This is a genomic window from Cellulomonas sp. P4_B5_2 (genome assembly GCF_056402235.1).
The window spans coordinates 1-19,792 of record NZ_JBFUHU010000109.1; the positions used below are offsets into that span (position 1 = coordinate 1).

General features: G+C 70.1%; 15 protein-coding genes. 9 read left to right on the forward strand and 6 right to left on the reverse strand.

Annotated elements, in window-relative coordinates; genetic code table 11:
• A partial coding sequence (locus AC1DUQ_RS09735; RefSeq protein WP_477073713.1) for a hypothetical protein occupies positions 1 to 507 on the reverse strand: 507 nt, incomplete at its 3' end.
• Between the two features lie 45 nt (positions 508 to 552).
• Positions 553 to 1,365 (reverse strand): NAD(P)-binding domain-containing protein, encoded by an 813-nt coding sequence (locus AC1DUQ_RS09740; RefSeq protein ID WP_477073714.1) that lies wholly within the window; start codon positions 1,363 to 1,365, stop codon positions 553 to 555.
• Positions 1,366 to 1,970: 605 nt separating this feature from the next.
• On the opposite strand from AC1DUQ_RS09740, the gene AC1DUQ_RS09745 reads away from it, so the two are divergent.
• Positions 1,971 to 2,807, forward strand: coding sequence for a glycosyltransferase family 2 protein (locus AC1DUQ_RS09745; RefSeq protein WP_477062331.1), 837 nt, complete (start codon positions 1,971 to 1,973; stop codon positions 2,805 to 2,807).
• Between the two features lie 36 nt (positions 2,808 to 2,843).
• On the opposite strand, the gene AC1DUQ_RS09750 is transcribed toward AC1DUQ_RS09745, so the two are convergent.
• From AC1DUQ_RS09750 to AC1DUQ_RS09760, 3 genes are all read right to left on the reverse strand, one after another.
• The gene (locus AC1DUQ_RS09750; protein ID WP_477073715.1) at positions 2,844 to 4,259 is read right to left on the reverse strand and encodes an MATE family efflux transporter; all 1,416 of its coding nucleotides are present in this window, start codon (positions 4,257 to 4,259) and stop codon (positions 2,844 to 2,846) included.
• On the reverse strand, positions 4,256 to 5,242 hold the full coding sequence (locus tag AC1DUQ_RS09755) for a phosphotransferase family protein (RefSeq protein ID WP_477062333.1): 987 nt from the start codon (positions 5,240 to 5,242) through the stop codon (positions 4,256 to 4,258). The genes AC1DUQ_RS09750 and AC1DUQ_RS09755 overlap by 4 nt, the downstream gene beginning before the upstream one ends.
• Positions 5,243 to 5,357: 115 nt before the next feature.
• A complete protein-coding gene (locus tag AC1DUQ_RS09760; RefSeq protein WP_477073716.1) occupies positions 5,358 to 6,335 on the reverse strand; it encodes a LacI family DNA-binding transcriptional regulator in 978 nt (325 codons plus the stop codon).
• Positions 6,336 to 6,739: 404 nt separating this feature from the next.
• On the opposite strand from AC1DUQ_RS09760, the gene AC1DUQ_RS09765 reads away from it, so the two are divergent.
• The 4 genes from AC1DUQ_RS09765 (at position 6,740) to lacZ (ending at position 12,787) form a co-directional block, all read left to right on the forward strand.
• Positions 6,740 to 8,059: an ABC transporter substrate-binding protein gene (locus tag AC1DUQ_RS09765; RefSeq protein ID WP_477073717.1), complete on the forward strand. Its 1,320-nt coding sequence runs from the start codon at positions 6,740 to 6,742 to the stop codon at positions 8,057 to 8,059.
• 108 nt (positions 8,060 to 8,167) lie between these two features.
• On the forward strand, positions 8,168 to 8,980 hold the full coding sequence (locus AC1DUQ_RS09770; protein WP_477073718.1) for a carbohydrate ABC transporter permease: 813 nt from the start codon (positions 8,168 to 8,170) through the stop codon (positions 8,978 to 8,980).
• Positions 8,973 to 9,785 (forward strand): carbohydrate ABC transporter permease, encoded by an 813-nt coding sequence (locus AC1DUQ_RS09775; protein WP_477062337.1) that lies wholly within the window; start codon positions 8,973 to 8,975, stop codon positions 9,783 to 9,785. The genes AC1DUQ_RS09770 and AC1DUQ_RS09775 overlap by 8 nt, the downstream gene beginning before the upstream one ends.
• Positions 9,782 to 12,787, forward strand: a complete 3,006-nt coding sequence (gene lacZ, locus AC1DUQ_RS09780) for a beta-galactosidase, LacZ type (protein ID WP_477073719.1) — start codon at positions 9,782 to 9,784, stop codon at positions 12,785 to 12,787. The genes AC1DUQ_RS09775 and lacZ overlap by 4 nt, the downstream gene beginning before the upstream one ends.
• A gap of 104 nt (positions 12,788 to 12,891) precedes the next feature.
• On the opposite strand, the gene AC1DUQ_RS09785 is transcribed toward lacZ, so the two are convergent.
• Entirely contained in the window at positions 12,892 to 14,949 is a 2,058-nt protein-coding gene (locus AC1DUQ_RS09785; protein ID WP_477062339.1) for a beta-galactosidase, read from the reverse strand.
• 193 nt (positions 14,950 to 15,142) lie between these two features.
• Between AC1DUQ_RS09785 and AC1DUQ_RS09790 the strand changes: the two genes are divergently transcribed.
• The 4 genes from AC1DUQ_RS09790 to AC1DUQ_RS09805 all read left to right on the forward strand — a co-directional run.
• Positions 15,143 to 16,183 (forward strand): LacI family DNA-binding transcriptional regulator, encoded by a 1,041-nt coding sequence (locus tag AC1DUQ_RS09790; protein ID WP_477062340.1) that lies wholly within the window; start codon positions 15,143 to 15,145, stop codon positions 16,181 to 16,183.
• A gap of 188 nt (positions 16,184 to 16,371) precedes the next feature.
• Complete coding sequence (locus AC1DUQ_RS09795) at positions 16,372 to 18,303, forward strand: glycosyl hydrolase 53 family protein (RefSeq protein WP_477062341.1); 1,932 nt, start codon at positions 16,372 to 16,374, stop codon at positions 18,301 to 18,303.
• A 155-nt stretch (positions 18,304 to 18,458) separates the two neighbouring features.
• On the forward strand, positions 18,459 to 19,004 hold the full coding sequence (msrA, locus tag AC1DUQ_RS09800) for a peptide-methionine (S)-S-oxide reductase MsrA (protein ID WP_477073720.1): 546 nt from the start codon (positions 18,459 to 18,461) through the stop codon (positions 19,002 to 19,004).
• Positions 19,005 to 19,270: 266 nt separating this feature from the next.
• The coding region (locus AC1DUQ_RS09805) for a hypothetical protein (protein WP_477073721.1) at positions 19,271 to 19,792 on the forward strand (522 nt) is incomplete at its 3' end.

Genomic DNA, 19,792 nt, shown 5'->3' on the forward strand with positions numbered 1-19,792 from the left:
CATCATCAGCATCCGGCCCTGCGCGTTGAGCCCCTGGGCGAGCAGGTCGGCGTCGCTGAACCTCCGCCCGTACTCCGTGATCTCCTCAGCCAGCTTCGACGCCGGCTCGAACTCGCCCGCGTAGATGTGGCGCATCATCACGGGAACCAGGACGTACCCCCGCTCCACGACGTCGCCGCGAACCTGCTCCAAGAGCCGGCGGCAGCGGCCGACCCAGCCGGCCCCGACGGCGGACTCGCCGTTCTCGAGGAGCACCATCGAGAGCCAGAATCCGATGCGGACCGCGGGCACGGTCTCGCCGGCGTCGATGTGCGCCTTGTAGGCCCGTTGCAAGGCCTGGACGCAGTCGTTCTGCCGGCCCAGGAGGTAGGCCGCGATCGCCAGCCGAGAGAAGTCCTGTGCGCCGAGGGCGGTGTCGTCGGCATCCGAGAGGGCGTCGTACGCGGCCACCCACTCGCGGCGCTCGTACGCCTCCCGTGCTCGTTCCAGATCGTCGACCACTCCCACGGCGCACCACCCACTTCTGATGTTAGGACGTGCGCGTACGACCCGTCAGGCAGCCGTCAAGGCGTCGGCCCTCCCGGCGATCTGGCGCGCGACGTACTCCGCGTCGCGCCCGACGCCCACCAGCACCATGGAGCTGAAGGCGTACTGGAAGGAGAGGCCGCAGAAGAACATCCCGGGAGCCTTCTCGACGACACCGCGGTACTCCTCGGGCCATCCGTCCGGTCCGAAGACCGGCACCGTGATCCAGTCGAAGACCTGCTGGAAGCCGGTGCACCAGATCACCGTCGAGGCGGGGATCACCCGGCCGTCGTCCAGCACCGGTCGCCCGCCGTCGACGCCGGCGACCCGCTGGGTGATTCGTTCGACGCCCCGCCGGGCGAGATCCTCCCGCTTGACCCGGGTCATCGGTCCGCCGTGGTGCCGGACCTCGTCGAGCGCCTTGCGTCCTATGGGCGTGCGCCGGGTGAGCACGTGCTGCCACATGAGGACGACCGCGGGGAAGCCGATCCGCAATGGCTTCCGGTCCCACCGGAACGGGATCTGCCCGCAGTCCCGCCCGACCAGCGTGGTGGGTAGGTGCTCGGCCACCTCGTAGGCGATGTCGCACCCCGAGTGCGAGGCGCCCACGACGAGCACAGGACCCGCGGAGATCTGCGACGGACGCTGGTACTCGCACGAGTGCAGCTGCTGGATGGACGGGTCGAAGTCGGCGGCGAAGGCCGGGACGTACGGCGTTCGTCCAAACGTGCCCGTGGCGACGACCACGTTGTCACAGGTGACCGTGTCCTCGCCGAGCACAGCGCGGTAGCCACCCTCGGGTCTCGCCTCGAGCCGGTCGACGTGGGTGCTCGTCCGCACCGGGAGGTCGTGGTGGATCGCGTACTTCTCCAGGTAGTCCGCGACCTCGACGACCAGGGCGCCGCCGGCCAGCTGAGGCCGGGGAGCGCGTCATACTTCGCCGGGCTGTAGAGCCTCAGCGTGTCCCAGTGTCGGCGCCAGCCGTCCCCGACGCGGGGGTTCCCGTCGACGATCAGGAACGGGCGTTCGAGCCGCTGCAGGTGGTAGCCCGTGGCGAGGCCAGACTGGCCGGCACCGATCACCAGGGTCTCGATGCGTTGGTTGTTCATGACGTGCTCCCGTCGTTGCTGGACGGCAGCACGCTAAGAGCGCGGGGTCGGGCATCGCGTCGGCACGATTGCGCATCTTCTCCGTTCCGTAGTGGGAAGAATCACGCACCCGTCGACTGTTTCCGAGTCAGCCTGCCTGTCCGCGCACCGAGCTCGTCGTGGCAGCGGACGGTTCAGTGACGTACACCGAGACTGACTGACGGATCCGAGTGCATCGCGGTGCTGCAAGGGGTCAGGGGCTCGAATCCCTGTGCTGGTCAGAGGCCACGCCGGGATCCCCTGAGCACGTCGGGGCCCGCGACCGGGCCGCTCGTGCCAGCATGAGGCGTGCTGAGCGTGAGCGTCATCGTCACCGCGTTCGACCAGGGCGGACTGGTCGCCGAAGCGGTCGAGTCGGTCCTGCGCCAGACCCGCGTCCCGGATGCCGTCATCGTGGTCGACGACGGCTCGACCGACGACGAGTCGGTCGACGTCATCGAGCGGCTCCAGAGGGACGCTCGGGTCAGGGTGCTGCGTCAGTCCAACCGTGGGGTCGGCGCAGCCCGGAACGCGGGGATCGCCGCTGCTGGGACCGACCTCGTGGCCGTGCTGGACGGCGACGACCGCCTCGCGCCGACGTTCCTCGAGCGGACGGTCGCGGTCCTGGAGGGTGACCCCGGCGCACGTGCCGCCTCGTCGTGGCTGCATGCGCACGGCGTGATCGACGCGGTCGTCCGGCCTCGCGGAGGGTCGGCGGTCGACTTCCTGCACCGCAACGCCTGCCCTGCGTCCGCCGTGGTCCGTCGCGACGCCTGGCGTGCGTGTGGCGGCTACGACGAGGACATGCGCAGCGGGTTCGAGGACTGGGACTTCTTCTTGTCGCTCGTCGGCGATGGTGGGCACGTCACCGTCGTGCCCGAGCCGCTCATCGAGTACCGGACGGCGCCCGCGTCCGCGAACGTCCGCTCCATGGACTCCCGGCTGGAGCTCTACGGCCGGATCGTCGACAAGCATCGCGCCGTCTTCGAGCGGCACCTGCGGGAGGTGCTGCTGGCGCTCGAGGCCCGCGCCATGGACGCCGCCGGCCGGTGGGAGGACCTCGTGGCCGCGGACGGGTCGCTGCCGGTCGGGGAGGTCACGTACGGCGACGGCGGCATGGCCGCGGCCGTCCGGATCGCCGTCCGCCGGGGCTGACCGCCTCCTCGAGGCCGTCGTCGTCGCAGCCGGACCTCATGGCACGAGCGGCAGGTCTACCGCGTCCGTCGTCGACCTCGCCCTTCCGCCGCGCGCGGCCGGGACGTCGAGGCGGCGCAGGACCAGCAGCGCGATGCCGGCGGACAGGACCTCGCCCGCGGCCAGGCCGGTCCAGATGCCGGTGGGGCCCGTGTGTCCGAGGGCGAGCACCAGCGGGACCTTGACGAGCAGGAGCGTTCCGACGGAGATGAGGTACRACGGTCGTGGTCGGCCGAGAGCCTGGAAGTACGCGGAGACCAGTGGTGTGACGCCGGCTGCAGCGAACCCGATCGCCAGGATGCGCAGAGCGTCGACGGACTCGGCGTGGACGGCGGCGTCGTCGACGAAGACGGCGGTGATGGGCTCGGCGAGCAGCGCGACGGAGCCGGCGGCGACGGTGCTGTAGACGAGGGTGGCGCGCAGCGACAGGGTCCGGGCGCGTCGGACGCGTGCGGCGAGCCGGCGACCGGCGTTGTACCCGACGATCGGCTGCATCCCCTGGCTGATGCCGAGCTGGGGCATCGCGACGAACGTCTGGATGCGGGAGCAGATCGCGAACGCGGCCAGTGCCGCGGTGGCGGCGGCCAGCCGGGACAGCGTGGTGTTGACGACCACGACGAGGAGGGTGGCGCCGAAGCCGGCGAGGAACGACGGGGCGCCGATACCCACGAGGGTGCGGACCGTCGGGAGGTGGGGCCGCAGGTCGGACCTGCGGACGCGGTAGGGGCGGTGCCGCTGGGCGAAGAAGAACCACATGCTCATGGCGGCGGAGACGGCCTGGCCGCCGACCGTTCCCAGGGCGGCTCCACGGACGCCGAGGTCCAGTCCGAAGATGAGCAGCGGATCGAGGGTGATCTGGACCGCGACGGGGACGACCCAGAGCATCGTGGCGAACCGCATCCGACCCTCGGCCCGGACGAGGCTGGAGAACCCGGTCGAGACGATCGCGCCGGCCAGGATGATCTGGGCGTACTCGCGCGCGTAGCCAAGGGTCTCGCCGTGGGCGCCGAGCAGCCGCAGGAGCGGCTCCAGCCCGGTCAGCCCGATCACGGTGGTCGTGACGGCGGCGGTCCAGAAGACGACGAAGGCGTTCCCGGCCGCGCGTGCGGCTGTGCTCGTGTCGCCGGAACCGAGGTGCCGGGAGACGACGGAGGCTGCGCCGACGCCGAGGGCGGTCGAGACCGCGCCCAGCGCCAGGAGCAACGGGGCGACGAGGTTGACCGCCGCCATCGCCGTGGTCCCGACGCCGCGGGCGACGAACCAGGCGTTGGTGAGCGCGTAGATCCCGTAGACCCCGACCGCGATGGTGGTCTGGGTGCAGGCGTGCCACAGCAGCCGCCCGACGGGCCGTTCGCCCAGGGCGGCGGCGTCGAGCGTGCGCCGCGTCCGCGCGCCGGTGTCCCGGGTGGTCACGGCTCGGTGAGCAGGCGCATCGTCGTGTCGATCTTCTCGCGTGCCCAGTCGTACTGGGTAGGTGTCGTGTGTCCGCGGTAGACGGTCTCGATGGCCATGATCACGACCAGGTGCAGGCAGTACAAGCGACGGCGCGTCTGCTCCCTGGGGGTGAGCTGCTCCTGGCCGTAGCCGCGCATGAACGCGGTCGGGTCGCCGAGGTCGGACAGCTGCGTGCCGGCGAACCCGGCCTCCATCAGCGGGTCCCCGTACAGGGCTCGTTCGTGGTCGATGATCGTGACGATCCTGCCGTCGCGGACCATGACGTTGGAGTCCCAGAGGTCCCACTCGACGAACCTCGGCTCGATGACGTCCTCGAGGACGTCGGCGTGCAGGGCGACCACCTTGCGGATCTCGTCGTAGTCCCGGCCGATGTCGACGTTGCGGGCCTCCCCGGCGGCCAGGACGTCCTCGACGAGGCCGGTGAACACGACCCGCCACGACGGGTCGCCCGGGCCGGCGAGCGGTCCGAACCAGCTCCCGCGGATCGAGTTCAGCTCGCGGTTGGCAGCGCCGAGCGCCTCGTTGTACGCGTCGCGCCGCTCGGTGCTCAGGCCGTCGGTGATGATGCCGAAGTTCTCGGCGTCGACGAACGGCATGAAGAAGTAGTCGGCGTCGACGAGCTCGTGGCTCAGGTCGGCGTGGTCGACCTGCGGGACCGGGACGTCGGTGCGTGCCGCGATCAGCGCCAGCGCGTCGAGCTCGATGCGCATCGCGCCGCGCTCGGCGGGCATCACGGGCACGCCCCGCGGCGGCGCGATCTTCACGACCACGGCCCGGCCGTCGCGCAGCAGGATCCGGTAGGCGACGTTGAACCAGCCGTGCCCCAGCTCCTCGAGCCAGGTGTCCGGCTCGCCCGTGGGCACCTGGTCGGCGCCGTAGGCACGCTCGACCATCGCACGCAGCGTCGCGGGCGTCTGGCGGTTCTTCGTGATGCTCTCCATCGAGTCCTCGTCATGGTGCGACAGGTGGCCCTGGGCGGCGCCTGGGGCACCATCCTGGTCGACGACCAGGCGGGCCGGGAGGGTGCGACGGGGTTGCGTCCGGGCGGCCGGCGGTTCAGCGCGGAGGGGGTCCGCTGCTCGCCCGGACGATGAGCTCCGTAGGCACGATCGTCAGCGCCGGAGCCGGGATCGACCGTGACCGGAGCTGACCGACGACGAGGCCGACCAGCGCGCGGCCGATGGCGGGGAAGTCCTGCCTGACGGTCGTCAGGGGCGGCGAGGCCCAGCCGCTGACGGCGATGTCGTCGAAGCCCACCACGGACACGTCCTCGGGCACGCGACGGCCCTGCTCGTGCAGCGCCCGCACCAGGCCGAACGCCATCTCGTCGTTGGCGCAGAACACGGCGGTCACCCCGAGGTCGTCCGCGAGCCGCTGACCCGCCTCGTAGCCGGAGCGCGCGCTCCAGTCCCCGTACACCGGCTCGGGCGGACGAATCCCGGCCTCCAGGAGGCAGCGGCGCCACGTACCGCTGCGCACGAGGGCGTGGTCCGAGTCCAGCGGCCCGGCGAGGTGGTGCACGGTGCGGTGTCCGAGGCCGAGCAGGTGGCGGACCGCCTCCTCGCTGCCCTGGACGTGGTCGGCGGTGACGGTGGGGTAGTGGCCTGCGAACTTGGAGAAGGACACCGCCACGGGCATGCCGGCGGGGAGCACCAGCGTCGCCGGCGTCGCCAGCTCGGCCCGCATGATGACGAGGCCGTCGATGGCCTGGTGCGAGATGCGGTGGGCCGCGTTCTCCCAGCCGTCCGGGGCGGGGTTGCGCACGTGGAGGAGCGTGACCGAGTAGTCCTCGAGCTCCGCGGCCGCGACGAGGGCCTCGGCCGTGAGGGCCTCACCAGTGCGGTTGAAGCCGTGCGAGAGCACGCCGATGGCGCCGAACGTGCCGTTCCGCAGCGCCTGGGCCGCCCGGTTCGGCGAGTAGCCGAGCTGGTCCATGGCGTGCACGACGCGTGCGCGGGTGCTCGATCGGACGGACTCGGCGCCTGTCGAGACGCGCGAGACCTTCTGCGGCGAGACGCCGGCAAGGCGAGCCACGTCTCCGATCGAAGGGCCCGAGCGGCGTCGGCCGGGCGCTGGCGCGGTGGTCATGGCGAGATGCTAGTGGGGAACAGGGATGGTGACGTCACCAATCGTCGCGAATCCATACCTGACCGTTACCAAAACGTCGCCGGAGGAGTCGTCGGACCGCTGCTATGGTGACGTCACCAATCGCCAGAGAGGTCGAGTGACGCCGGTGTCGCTCGTGGTCGGTGTGGACGAGACCTCTGTGGCGCGGAGCTGGGAACCGCCTGACCCACAGCACGGCGCACGACCTCCAAACAGCACAGTCGACCTATCCCGCTCACCCGCCGCGACGTCGCGGGGGGCGCGGGAGCCGGCGGCTCGGCGAGAGCCGGCGACGGTCCACGGGACGACCAACAGCACGAAGGGATCACCCGATGAAGAAGACACGCACGCTCGGGGCGCTGGGCGCCGTCATGACGCTGAGCCTCGCCCTCGCCGCTTGCAGCGGTGGAGGTGGTGGCTCGGGCACGGACGAGACGACTGACGCCAGCGGTGGTACGGGCGACAACACCTTGACGGTCTGGGCATGGGACCCGGCGTTCAACATCTACGCCCTCGAGGAGGCCGAGAAGGTCTACCAGAAGGACCACCCGGACTTCAGCCTCGAGGTCGTCGAGACGCCGTGGGACGACCTGCAGACCAAGCTGACCACGCTGGCCCAGTCGGGCGAGACCGACCAGCTGCCCGACATCTTCCTCATGCAGAACAACGCGTTCCAGAAGAACGTCATCAACTACCCGGACATCTTCGCCAACTTCGGCGACTCCAAGGTGGACTACAGCGAGTTCCCCGAGTCCGTCGTGGCGTACTCCACGGTCGACGACACCAACTACGGTGTGCCGTTCGACAACGGGACCGCGATCGGCGCGTACCGGACGGACCTCCTCGAGCAGGCCGGCTACACGGTCGACGACTTCACCGACATCACGTGGGACGAGTTCCTCACCCTCGGCAAGGACGTGCTGGCCAAGACGGGCAAGCCGCTGCTCACCGGCCAGGCGAACTCGGCCGACACGATCATGATGATGCTGCAGAGCGCGGGCGCGAGCCTCTTCGACGACGAGGGCAACCCGACGATCACCGACAACGACGCGCTGCTGGCCGCCATCGACATGTACGGGCAGCTGGTCAAGGCCGGCGTCTTCGTCGAGGTCAACTCGTGGGACGAGTACATCAACACGATCGTGAACTCGAACACGGCCGGCATCGTCAACGGCGTGTGGATCTCCGGCTCCATCCAGTCGGCCGCGGACCAGTCCGGCAAGTGGGCCGTCACCAACGTCCCGAAGCTCGACGGCGTCGACGGGGCGACGAACTACACCGCGAACGGTGGCTCGTCCTGGGCGATCACCCCGAACRGCAACGAGGCGCTCGCCAGCGACTTCCTGGACGCGACCTTCGCCGGCTCGACCGAGTTCTACGACACGATCCTCCCGAAGTCGGGCGCACTGGCCAACTGGCTTCCCGCGGGTGAGTCGGACGTCTACAACGAGCCGCAGGAGTTCTACGGCGGGCAGCCGATCTACGCCGACGTCCTGAAGTTCGCCGCGCAGGTTCCCAGCAACAACACGGGCGCCTACTACTACGAGGGTCGCGACGCCGTGAGCGTCGCCATCACCAACATCCTCAACGGCGCGGACCCGAAGGCCGAGCTCGACCAGGCGCAGCAGACCGTCGAGTTCGCCATGGGGTGACCTGAGGGCGGGGGGGCCAGGCCGCCCAAGGCGGCACCTCTGTCAGCGATCCAGCGCCGCCGCAGCCTGACCGGGTGGACGTTCATCATTCCCGCCGCGGCCATCATCGTGCTGGTCAACTTCTGGCCGATGATCCAGGCGCTCTTCCTGTCGCTGAAGACGGGACGCGGGACCCAGCTGAGCTGGGCCGAGCCGCTGTGGCTGAACTACCAGCGACTGTTCCAGGACGACCAGTTCCGGCTGACGCTCAGCACGACGTTCATCTACCTGATCATCCAGGTACCGATCATGCTCCTGCTCGCGATGCTGCTGGCGAACGTGCTCAACGCACCGTGGCTGCGGTGGAAGGGGTTCTGGCGGACGGCGATCTTCCTGCCGTGCGCCGTGGGCCTCGTGTCGTACTCGCTGGTGTTCCGGCAGATCTTCGCGACCGACGGCCTCGCCAACGACCTGCTCACGCAATTCGGGATACTCGACTCTCCCGTCAACTGGCTCGGCCAGACCGGCACCGCGCGGATGGTGATCATCCTCGGCCTGCTGTGGCGGTGGACCGGCTACAACATGATCTTCTTCCTGGCCGCCCTGCAGAACATCGACCGCTCGACCCTGGAAGCGGCCCGCGTCGACGGCGCGAACGGGTTCAAGACCTTCTGGTACGTGACCATGCCGCAGCTCAAGCCGATCATCCTGCTCTGCGCGATCCTGTCGACCAACGGAACGCTGCAGATGTTCGACGAGTCGTTCAACCTCACCGCAGGTGGCCCGGGCAACACGACGATGTCGGTCTCGCACTACCTGTACAACGTGTCGTTCCGCAACAGCCCCAACTTCGGGTACGCGGCCGCCATCTCCTACGCGATCCTCATCATCGTGGCCATCCTGGCCGCCATCCAGCTGAAGGTGGGCGACAAGCGTGACTAGGACAACACTTCGCCGGATCCCCGCTTACCTGTTCCTGTCGGTCGCCGTCGTCCTGTCGGTCTTCCCGCTGTACTTCATGACCGTCTCGGCGACGAACACGAGCAACGAGGTGATCGCGTCCAAGCTGCTTCCGGGGGGCCACCTCCTCGACAACTTCCGGTCGCTCGTCGACGCCCAGCCCCTGGGGACGGCGTTCTACCACTCCGCGGTCAACGCCGTCGCGACGACCCTGCTCGCCCTGGTGCTGTGCTCGATCGCGGGRTACGCGTTCGAGATCTACCACTCGCGGGCGAAGGACGCCGTCATGGGGCTCCTGCTCCTGGCGATCATGATCCCGTTCGCGGCCACGATGATCCCGTTGTTCCGCCTCTTCGCCCAGCTGGGCCTGGTGAACTCGACGGCCGCGGTCATCCTGCCCCTGATCGCGACACCGTTCCTGATCCTGCTGTTCAGGCAGGCCTCGCGGACGTTCCCGCACGAGATCATCGAGGCGGCGCGCCTCGACGGGCTGGGCGAGGTGAGCATCTTCGCGCGCATCTACCTGCCGACGATGAAGCCCACCCTTGCTGCCGCGGGTGTCATCACCTTCCTGTTCTCGTGGAACAACTTCTTGTGGCCGAAGGTGATCCTGGTCGACAACGCGTACCAGACCTTGCCGATGCTGCTCTCGAACATGCGCGCCGGGTACGTCACCGACTACGGCAGCCTCATGCTCGCCGTGTTCATCGTGTCGGTGCCGACGGTGGTCATCTTCCTGGCGCTGCAGCGCCACTTTGCCGAGGGCGTCACGGGGGCCATCAAGTGACATTCGACCTCAACCGGATCGCGGACCCCCAGTTCGTCAAGGAGAACCGGCTCGACGCGCATTCCGACCACCGGTGGTTCGCCTCCCCGCAGGAGGCGAAGACCGGAACGAGCTCCTTCGAGCAGTCGCTCAACGGGCTGTGGAAGCTGCACTACGCGAAGAGCCCCGCCCTCGTCGTCCCCGGCTTCGAGCGGGTGGACGTCGACGACTCGGGCTGGGACGACGTGCCGGTGCCCGCCCACGTGCAGCTGCTCGGCTACGACCGCCCGCAGTACACCAACGTGCAGTACCCGTGGGACGGCTACGAGCAGCTCGAGGCGGGGCAGGTTCCCCAGCGGTACAACCCCGTGGCGACGTACCGCCGGACGTTCACCCTCGAGCACCCGCTCGAGCCTGGCGAGCGGCTGAGCGTCAGCTTCCACGGCGCGGAGAGTGCCGTCGCCGTGTGGCTGAACGGCGCCTACGTGGGCTACGGGACCGACTCGTTCACGCCGTCGGAGTTCGACCTCACCGACGCCGTGGTCGACGGCGAGAACCTCATCGTGGCGCAGGTGGTCCGGTGGAGCGCCGGGTCGTGGATCGAGGACCAGGACTTCTTCAGGTTCTCGGGCCTGTTCCGGGACGTCGTCCTGAACCGCCGGCCCACCGTGCACGTCGAAGACGTCCGAGTAGTGACCGACGTCGCCGACGACCTGTCCGAGGCGACGGTGCGCGTGCGCGTCGTCCTGGCCGGCGAAGGCAGGGTGGACGCCCGGATCGTCGGTGCCGGACAGCTGAGCGGCGACGACGAGCTCGTGGTCCGCATCGAGAGCCCGCGGCTGTGGAGCGCGGAGGACCCTCACCTGTACGACCTCACGCTCGACGTGCACGACGCGTCGGGCCGCCTGACCGAGCACATCCCTGTGCGAGTAGGTGTGCGCCGGTTCGGCATCGAGGACGGCCTGCTCAAGGTCAACGGGTCCCGCGTGGTCTTCAACGGCGTGAACCGGCACGACTTCGGCCTCCAGGGTCGCGTGATGACCCGTGAGCAGACGGAGGCCGTCCTCCGGCTCATGAAGCGGCTGAACATCAACGCCGTGCGGACCAGCCACTACCCGAACAACTCGTTCTTCTACGAGCTGTGCGACGAGTACGGCCTGTACGTCATCGACGAGATGAACCTCGAGTCGCACGCCATGTGGGACAGGGTGGCCATCGGTGGGGCGCCGATCGAGGAGGCTCTGCCCGGGGACCGCCCCGAGTGGCTGCCCGCCCTGCTCGACCGCGCCGCGAGCATGCTGGAGCGGGACAAGAACCACCCGAGCATCGTCATGTGGTCCTGCGGCAACGAGTCGTACGGCGGGACGGACATCCTGGCGGTCGCGGACTACTTCCGTCGCGAAGACTCCCGGCCTGTGCATTACGAAGGGGTGCACTGGGACCCGCGGTACCCCCAGACGACCGACGTCGTCTCGCGGATGTACGCGCCGGCCACCGAGATCGAGGAGTTCCTCGCGACGCACCGCGACAAGCCCTACCTGCTGTGCGAGTACGCCCACTCGATGGGCAACTCGTTCGGCGCGGTCCACAAGTACCTCGACCTCGCCTACCGTGAGCCGTTGTTCCAGGGCGGCTTCATCTGGGACTTCGCGGACCAGGCACTGCGGCGCACCGACCCCGGTGGCCGTGAGTACTTCGGCTACGGCGGCGACTTCGGCGACGCGCCGCACGACTCGGACTTCAGTGGCAACGGCATCGTCTTCGCCGATCGCACCCTCAAGCCGATCGCCCAAGAGGTGCACTACCTCTACCAGGGCTACCGGCTCTCGGTGGACGCCGACAAGGTCACGGTCGAGAACCGCCACCTGGCCACCCCGTCGTCGGCCCACGAGTGCGTGGTCACCGTCGCCCGAGAGGGTCGGGTGCTCCAGGAGGAGGTGCTCGACACTGCCGTCGCCCCTGGGGCCTCGCAGGTCTACGCGCTCCCCGTCACGGTGCCGACCGCACCCGGGGAGTACACCGTCGACGTGTCCTTCCGACTCCGACGCACCACGCGCTGGGCGTCGGCCGGGCACGAGGTGGCGCACGAGCAGGCGGTCGTGGTCGTCGCTGGCTCCGTGCCGGCCCGTCGGGCCGCCACACCGGAGGTCGTCTACGGCATCCACAACGTGGGCGTGCGGGGGAGGCACTTCACCGCCCTGTTCTCGCGGCTGCACGGGGGGTTGCTCTCCTACCGCTACGGGCTGACGCCGGACGGCGGCCGGGAGCTGCTGCGCTCGGTGCCCCAGCCGAGCTTCTGGCACGCACCCACCTCCAACGAGTACGGCTGGGGCGCACCCGCGCAGGACGGCGCGTGGCTTCTCGCCAGCCGGTATGCGAAGGCCGTCCGGGGGCCCGACGAGCCGGCGGTCGAGCAGACGGACGCCGGCGTGCGCGTCCGCTTCCGGTACGAGCTGCCCACCACGCCGGCGGGGGAGTGCGAGCTCTCCTACCTCGTGGACGGTGACGGTCGCGTGGAGGTCACCCTCACCGTGCGACCAGGTCCGGGGTTGTCGGACATGCCCGAGCTCGGGCTCCTGCTGGCGACCGACCACTCGTTCCGCCACCTGCGCTGGTACGGGGACGGGCCCGAGGAGTCCTATGTCGACCGTCGAGCGGGCGCGCGGCTGGGTGTGTGGGAGGCCGACGTCCGGACCGCGCTCACGCCCTACCTGCGTCCGCAGGAGGCGGGCAGCCGGACAGGCGTCCGCTGGGCGACCGTGACCGACGAGCGTGGGGCGGGCCTGCGGTTGGAGTCCGACCAGGGCATGGAGCTGTCGGCCCTGCCGTGGACGCCGTTCGAGATCGAGAACGCCGCGCACCACACCGAGCTTCCGCCGATCTATCAGACGATCCTGCGGCCGGCGCTCCAGCGGCGCGGGGTCGGCGGCGACGACTCCTGGGGTGCGCAGACCCACGCCGAGTACCGACTGCCCACGGATACCGAGCTGACCTTCCAGTTCGCCTTCCGCGGGCTCCTGTAGGTCCACCGCACCACTCGGTGCTCAGATCCGCCTCGAAGGCCCCGTGGCCAGCTAGATCGCTGGTCGCGGGGCCTTTCGGGGTGCTGAGATCGGTGCGCCCCGAGTCAGCGGACCTCCTCGAGGATGGTGAGGTCCCAGGCGCCGACGGTGAGGTCGGTGCCACCCTCGACGGTGGCGTCGTCGAGGACGGACCGGGCCGTGACGGGGCTCGTGACCTGCACGGGGCTGTCGGAGTAGTTCAGGAGGTAGGTCAGCGGTGCTCCGGCGGAGTTCACGCCTCGGCGAACGGTGACGGTCCCGGCGAGCTCCTGCGGCCAGCCCCACAGGCCCGCGTCGCGCACCGCCAGGGCGAGCACCTCGCGGACCAGGGCGGGTCCGGTCATCGTGCCGAGGTGGATCGCTGTCCCGGCCCCCGCGCGATGCCGGGTCACCGCCGCCTGACCGCCCCACGCAGGGTGGTCGTACGACGCGAGCACCTCCGCGCCGTCGGGCTGCAGGAGCTCCATGAAGCGCAGGGCGGAGCGGTCGTCGGGGCCCAGCGCGGCGGCGCCCGGGGCGGCCGCCAGGTCGCCGTGCAGGGTGAGGCGCACGTCGACCGGGACGGTGAACTGGTTGTACGTGAGCCCGAGGACGCCCGTGAGCGAGTGCGGCTGCCGGTCGCTCCACACCTTGACGTGCTCGTCGGCGACGAACGACTTGAACGTCGAGACCAGGTGGCCACCGTCGCCGACGAACGCGCTCAGCCGCTGCAGCGTCGACTCGGGCGCCGAGTACAGCGCCGGGACGACGACCATCGCGTACCGGCTGAGGTCCTCGGTGTCCGGGGAGACGAAGTCGCACTCGACGTTCAGCTCGAACAGGGCGTCGTACACCCAGCGGAGCACGTCGTTGTAGCCGATCGACGGGCGGAGGAAGGCGGGGAACCCGGTCTCGACGGTGAACCACTTCAGCGCCGTCAGGGCCTCGTTGCTGACCATGACCGCGACCCGGTTGGACTTTTGCAGGTGCACGAGCGACCGCCCCACCCGCCGGAGCTCGGCACCGATGACGGCGGCCTCGTCGTAGGTGGGGTTCGCCTGGAGGTCGTGGCTGAGCAGTCCGCGCCAGTACGTCTCGAAGGAGTTGTGGATGGAGTGCCAGTGCCAGTACATGACGGCGTCGGCGCCGCTCGCGAGGTGGCTGTAGGCCTGCAGGCGCAGCTGGCCCGGGTAGGGCAGCCAGGCCGGCTGCCCTTGGGCCTGGGTCTCCAGCACGAGGTAGTTCGCGCCGCCCTTGATCGAGCGGGTCATGTCCCCACCGAACGCGATCTCCTTGCCGGAGAGCGCGGACTGCGTGGGGTGGTAGATGTCGACGCCGGCGATGTCCACGTGCGCCGCAGCCCGGAAGTGGTCGACGGCCGGCTGCAGCCCGTAGGACCAGCCCGGCCCCCAGTCGAAGTCGAAGTTCTGCGTGAGGAACTGGTCGCCTCGCGCGTACTCGCGCACGATGGCGGCCTGCCACGCGAGGAACTCCTCCACGAGAGAGCGGCGGAACCGGTCGAACGAGGCGGCCAGGGAGCCGTTGATAGTGCCGCGCACGTCCGGGAAGTCCTCCCAGGCGTCGACACGGTTGGACCAGTAGTCCAGGCCGAAGGCACGGTTCATCGCGTCGACGTCGTCGTCGAACGTCTCGCGGAGGTGCGTGACGAACCTGCGCTGCACGTCAGCCGAGGCAACGTCGTAGTACTTCGTCTCGTTGTCGAGCTGGAAGCCGATGACCGCACGGCGGTGCGCGGTGTGCGCCAGGAGCGCGCGGATGACCCGCTCCGAGTGGAGGAGGTACGCCGGGTTGGTGATGTTCATGATCTGGCGCGCCCCGTAGCGTCCCTGGCCCGTGCTCGTCTCGGCGAGCACGTCCGGGTGCGACTTCACGAGCCACGCCGGCACCGCGTAGGTGGGGGTCCCGACGATGACGTGGATGCCGGCGGCCTCCATCGCGTCGAGCGCGCGGTCGATGTGCGTGAAGTCGAACACGCCGGGCTGCGGCTCCACCGTGCTCCAGGTCGACTCGGCGACGCGGACCACGTTGAGGTTCGCCGCCTGCAGCATCGCGACGTCGGTGTCGATGCGGTCGGTCGGCATGTACTCGTCGTAGTAGGCGGCGCCGTACAGGATCTCGTCCATGCGTGTCAGGCCTCCGTGCCTCGGGTCGGTGCGAGCAGCTCGATCTCGGGCCTGCGCGACGCTACCTCGACGGGGCGAGGACTGGTTCGCACAGGTGCCGTCCTGAGGACTGCCGGCGGTTCTGGAAGGTCGAGATCGCCGCAGGCGAGGTCACGGCGTGGTTTGTGTTCCCGTTCCCCTAGAGTCTCGTGCGATGGGACCGACGCCCGCGCCGCGCAGACGCCCGACGATCCGTGACGTCGCGGCTGCGGCGGGCGTGTCCCGGGGCACGGTCTCGCGCGTCATCAACGGTGGGCACTGGGTGTCCCCGGACGCGCTCGCGGCCGTCGAGGAGGCGATCCGGACCACCGGCTACTCCGCCAACCCGCACGCGCGCAGCCTGGTCACCGGACGGTCGAACTCGGTGGCGTTCCTGCTCACCGAACCCCAGCACCTGCTGTTCGAGGACCCGAACTTCTCGATCCTGCTGCGGGGAGCCGCCCAGGCGCTGGCCGCACGCGGCATGCCGCTCCTGCTCATGGTCGCGGGCACCCCCGAGGAGCAGAAGCAGGTCGCGTCCTACGTCGGCGCCGGGCACGTCGACGGCGTCCTCGCGATCTCCTCGCACAGCGGCAACCGCCTCCTCGACGCGCTGGTGCGGCAGGGCATCCCGATGATCTCCTGCGGCATCCCGCTCGGCTTCGAGGGCAGCCTCGGCTACGTCGCCGCGGACGACCTCGGCGGCGGGCGGCGGATGACGCGGCACCTGCTCGACATCGGCCGCACCAGGATCGCGACGATCACCGGACCACTGGACACCCCCGGGGGCAGGCTCCGTCTCGAGGGTTACCGCGACGAGCTCGGGTCGCTCTACGACGAGTCGCTCGTCACCCACGGCGACTACTCGCGGGACGGTGGCGCGGCGGGGATGCGGACGCTCCTCGAGCGGCGACCCGACATCGACGCGGTCTTTGTGGGCTCCGACCTCATGGCTGCGGGCGCCCTGCAGGTGCTCCGCGAGGCCGGCAGACGCGTCCCGCAGGACGTGGCGGTCGGAGGCTTCGACGACTCCGGGCTCGCGGCGACGCTCGATCCGCCGCTGACCACCATGCGGCAGCCACTCGAACGGATCGCCGGCGAGATGGTGCGCCTGCTGATCGAGCTGGTCGAGGGCGGGGAGCCAGCCGCCGTCACGCTGCCGACCTCGCTCGTCGTGCGCGCCAGCACCCGATCGGCTGGACCGACCCCTTCCTGACGAGCCGGATCAGGCCGACCGCCCGGTCCGAGCCGCCCGGAGGGGATCCTGAACGACACGCGCCTTCACGCCTGTGCACGCTCCCATCCGGGCCCGACATACGCGGACATCTTGACGGGCGCTTTCGTGCGCTCATACGGTGGCTGAGTGCTGTGCACGTGCACACTCCAATGAGACAAGGACGTCCCATGCAGCCGATCAGCCGACGCCGAACCCCCATGCTCGCCCTCCTCGCCGCGGGCGCCCTCGTCCTCGGCAGCGCGGGCCCCGCTCCGGCCGAGGAGCCCGACGGCCTGGTCAACTTCGCACCGGTCCGCAGCAACCTCGCCGCGAAGCCCTGGGTCACGGTGAGCGCCACCGCGGCGCAGGCGAATGCGGGACTCGCCGTCGACGGCGACCTGACGACCGCGTGGACCGCGCGCGGCAAGGGTCGGCACTCCCTCGTCCTCGACCTCGGCGGGGCGTACGACAACATCCGGAAGGTCGGTCTCGTCTTCCCCGACGCGCACGGCACCTACCAGTACGTGGTCGAGTCCTCCGCAGACGGTCACCGGTGGAAGACCCTCGTCGACCGCAAGAGGAACAAGCAGGCGGGTCGCGGCGAGGAGCACCTCGTCGCGCGCGCCGGGATCGCCTTCCTGCGCGTCACGATCACCGACGTGTCCCCGGGCGCCGTCGCCGGCATCAGCGAGCTGTCCGTGTGGAACTACCTGCGCGACGACGTCGTGCTGGGCGCGGACATCTCCTACGCCGACCAGAACGACGCACAGGGCCTGACCTACGTCGTGGACGAGGGCGCGGCGCCGGTGCCGATCCTCGAGGCGGCTGCCGACGCCGGCATGGAGTACATCCGCCTGCGCGTCTTCAACGACCCGCGCGACGAGCGGACGGGCGAGTACCTCGATCCCGCGTACCAGAGCCCGGAGCGCACCCTCGACGTCGCGCGCAAGGTCGTCGAGCAGGACATGGGCCTGGGCATCGACCTGCACTACGCCGACTCGTGGGCCGACCCGAGCAAGCAGGCGAAGCCCACCGCGTGGCGTGAGCTGCCCTTCGACGAGCTGACCCAGGCGGTCTACGACTACACGTACGCGACCATCGACGCGCTCGTCGCGCAGGGCACCACTCCCGACAAGGTCGCGGTGGGCAACGAGCTCATCAACGGCTTCATGTGGGGGAGCGAGCGCCCGCAGCCGTGGTTCGACGACTCGGTGTGGTGCGGCTCGTGCTTCTTCAACCACGACCCGTCGTTCGTCTCGCAGCCCGGCGGCGCCCTGCTCTGGGACTACTGGGGCTCGGACGACCCGGCCGAGCAGGCCGCCTACGACGCCGCGTGGGACCGGTTCGCCACCCTCCAGGCGTCGGGCATCAAGGCCGTCCGGGATGTCTCGGCGGCCCACGGCGAGGACATCCAGGTCGAGACCCACGTGATCATCGACAACGGGAAGGTCGACAAGACGCTCGAGTTCTGGGACCAGTTCCTCACCCGGCTGAACGCCAAGGGCCAGGACATCGACGTCATCGCGCACTCCTACTACCCCGAGTGGCACGGGACGCCCGAGCACTACGAGGCGAACCTGCACCAGGTCGCCGCGGCGCACCCGGGCTACGCCATGGAGATCGCCGAGACGTCGCACCAGTCGAACGACTGGGACGGCCTCCCGGTCCCGAACTCGCCCTACCCCAAGACCGCGGAGGGTGCCGGCCTCTTCCTCCAGGACGTCTTCCGGATCGCGAACGACCTGCCCGACAACCGCGGTGCCGGCGTCCTGGTCTGGGAGCCCGCGAACTGGCAGGAGATGATCGACTGGTCGAACAGCGCCTGGCCGGTGCTCACGTTCCACGAGACGGTCGAGGTCTACGAGGCCAGCGACGCCGAGTTCGTGGTCGCCGACACCGTCTACCGGACGGTCCGCACCTCGGCCCCGCTCAGGCTGCCGGCCACCGTCGACGTCCTCGACTCCGACGGCACGCTCCACGCAGTGCCCGTGACCTGGGACGCGGTCCCCGCCCGCGCCCCGTCCCGCCCCGGACAGGTCGTCGTCAGCGGCACCACGGTCGAGCACGGTCCGGTGACCGCGATCGTCGACGTCGTCCACAGAGCTCTCGCCACCCCCTGAGCGCTCGCGCCTGACGCACCACCGGCGGTGGCCCATCGCGGGCCCCCCCCGGGGGGGGGGGCGACAGGGAAGCGCACCGCATCGGTTGCGCCCCAGCGCGCTGCGGGGTCAAGATCGCCCGACGGCTGCAGCCGTCCCCATGAAGGAGGTCCCAGATGGCCACGACGGAGACGGCGATCCTCGCCGGGGGGTGCTTCTGGGGTGCGCAACAGCTGCTGCGCCGTCGCCCGGGAGTGATCTCGACACGCGTCGGGTACTCCGGCGGCGACACCCCGAACGCCACCTACCGCAACCACGGCGACCACGCCGAGGCCGTGGAGATCGTCTTCGACCCCGAGCAGATCTCGTACCGGGACCTGCTCGAGTTCTTCTTCCAGATCCACGACCCGTCGACGAGGAACCAGCAGGGCAACGACATCGGCCGCAGCTACCGGTCGGCGATCTTCTTCACCTCGGACGAGCAGCGTCGGGTCGCGCTCGACACGATCGCGGACGTCGACGCGTCCGGGCTCTGGCCCGGCAAGGTCGTCACCGAGGTCGAGCCGGCCGGTGAGTTCTGGGAGGCCGAGGAGGAGCACCAGGACTACCTGGAGAAGATCCCGCACGGGTACACGTGCCACTACGTGCGCCCCGGCTGGCGGCTCCCGCACCGCGACGAGCAGCGGGTCGGGYAGCGCCCGAGTCGTGCGCGGCTCGGCTGAGCCGTGCGCACGGCGTCGGCGAGGTCCCGTTGGCGATCCCTGGCTGGGTCATAGCCAACCGGTCGCTGTCGAGGCGGGTGGGTGTGGTCGGCCCGAGTTCCCCCCGTCTGGCGGGTCGACGGACACGGTGTCGCGGTGGGATCGTCGGACGACGCACCGCGGAGGACACACCAGTGCTCGGACCACGACGGACGACCCAGGGTCGTCATTCGGCGCGCCCGCGGCAGGGGCGGCGGCCGTGGGAGTCGGTCGCGATCCTCGCGTCGATGGCGTTCCTGACGGCCGTCCTGGCCGCGCCGCCCATCGACACCTCCCACTCCGCCGACGTCGAGGGGGCGGTGACGGGCGCCGAGGCGCCGGTCTCGCAGGAGCCGACGGGACCGGCGTACACCCAGGCGCTGACGCGGCTCGACGACCGCGTGACGGCGGTGGAGACGGCGACCGCCACCCTTGTCGGCCATCCGTTGGTCGACACCACGAAGGCTGCCTCGCGGACCCTGTTCCGTCCCGGCGTGGCCGACGCCACGGCCGCGCCCGTCACGTCGGGGTTGACCGCCGAGCAGCTCCCGGACCGAGTCCTGGGCGCGCGACGGCAGGTGGCCTCGGGTGACCTCACCACGGCCGCGCGCGTGGTCAAAGGAGTCGAGACCGACGTCCTGCTGGTCGCGCTCGACCTCGGTGACCAGTCGGCGCAGAACGTCGCGATGACGCGCCTGCTGGTCTCCGCCGACCCGCAGGTCGCGCTGCTCGACGCGGCCGTCGGGTCCACCCACGCCGCCGCCGAGGTC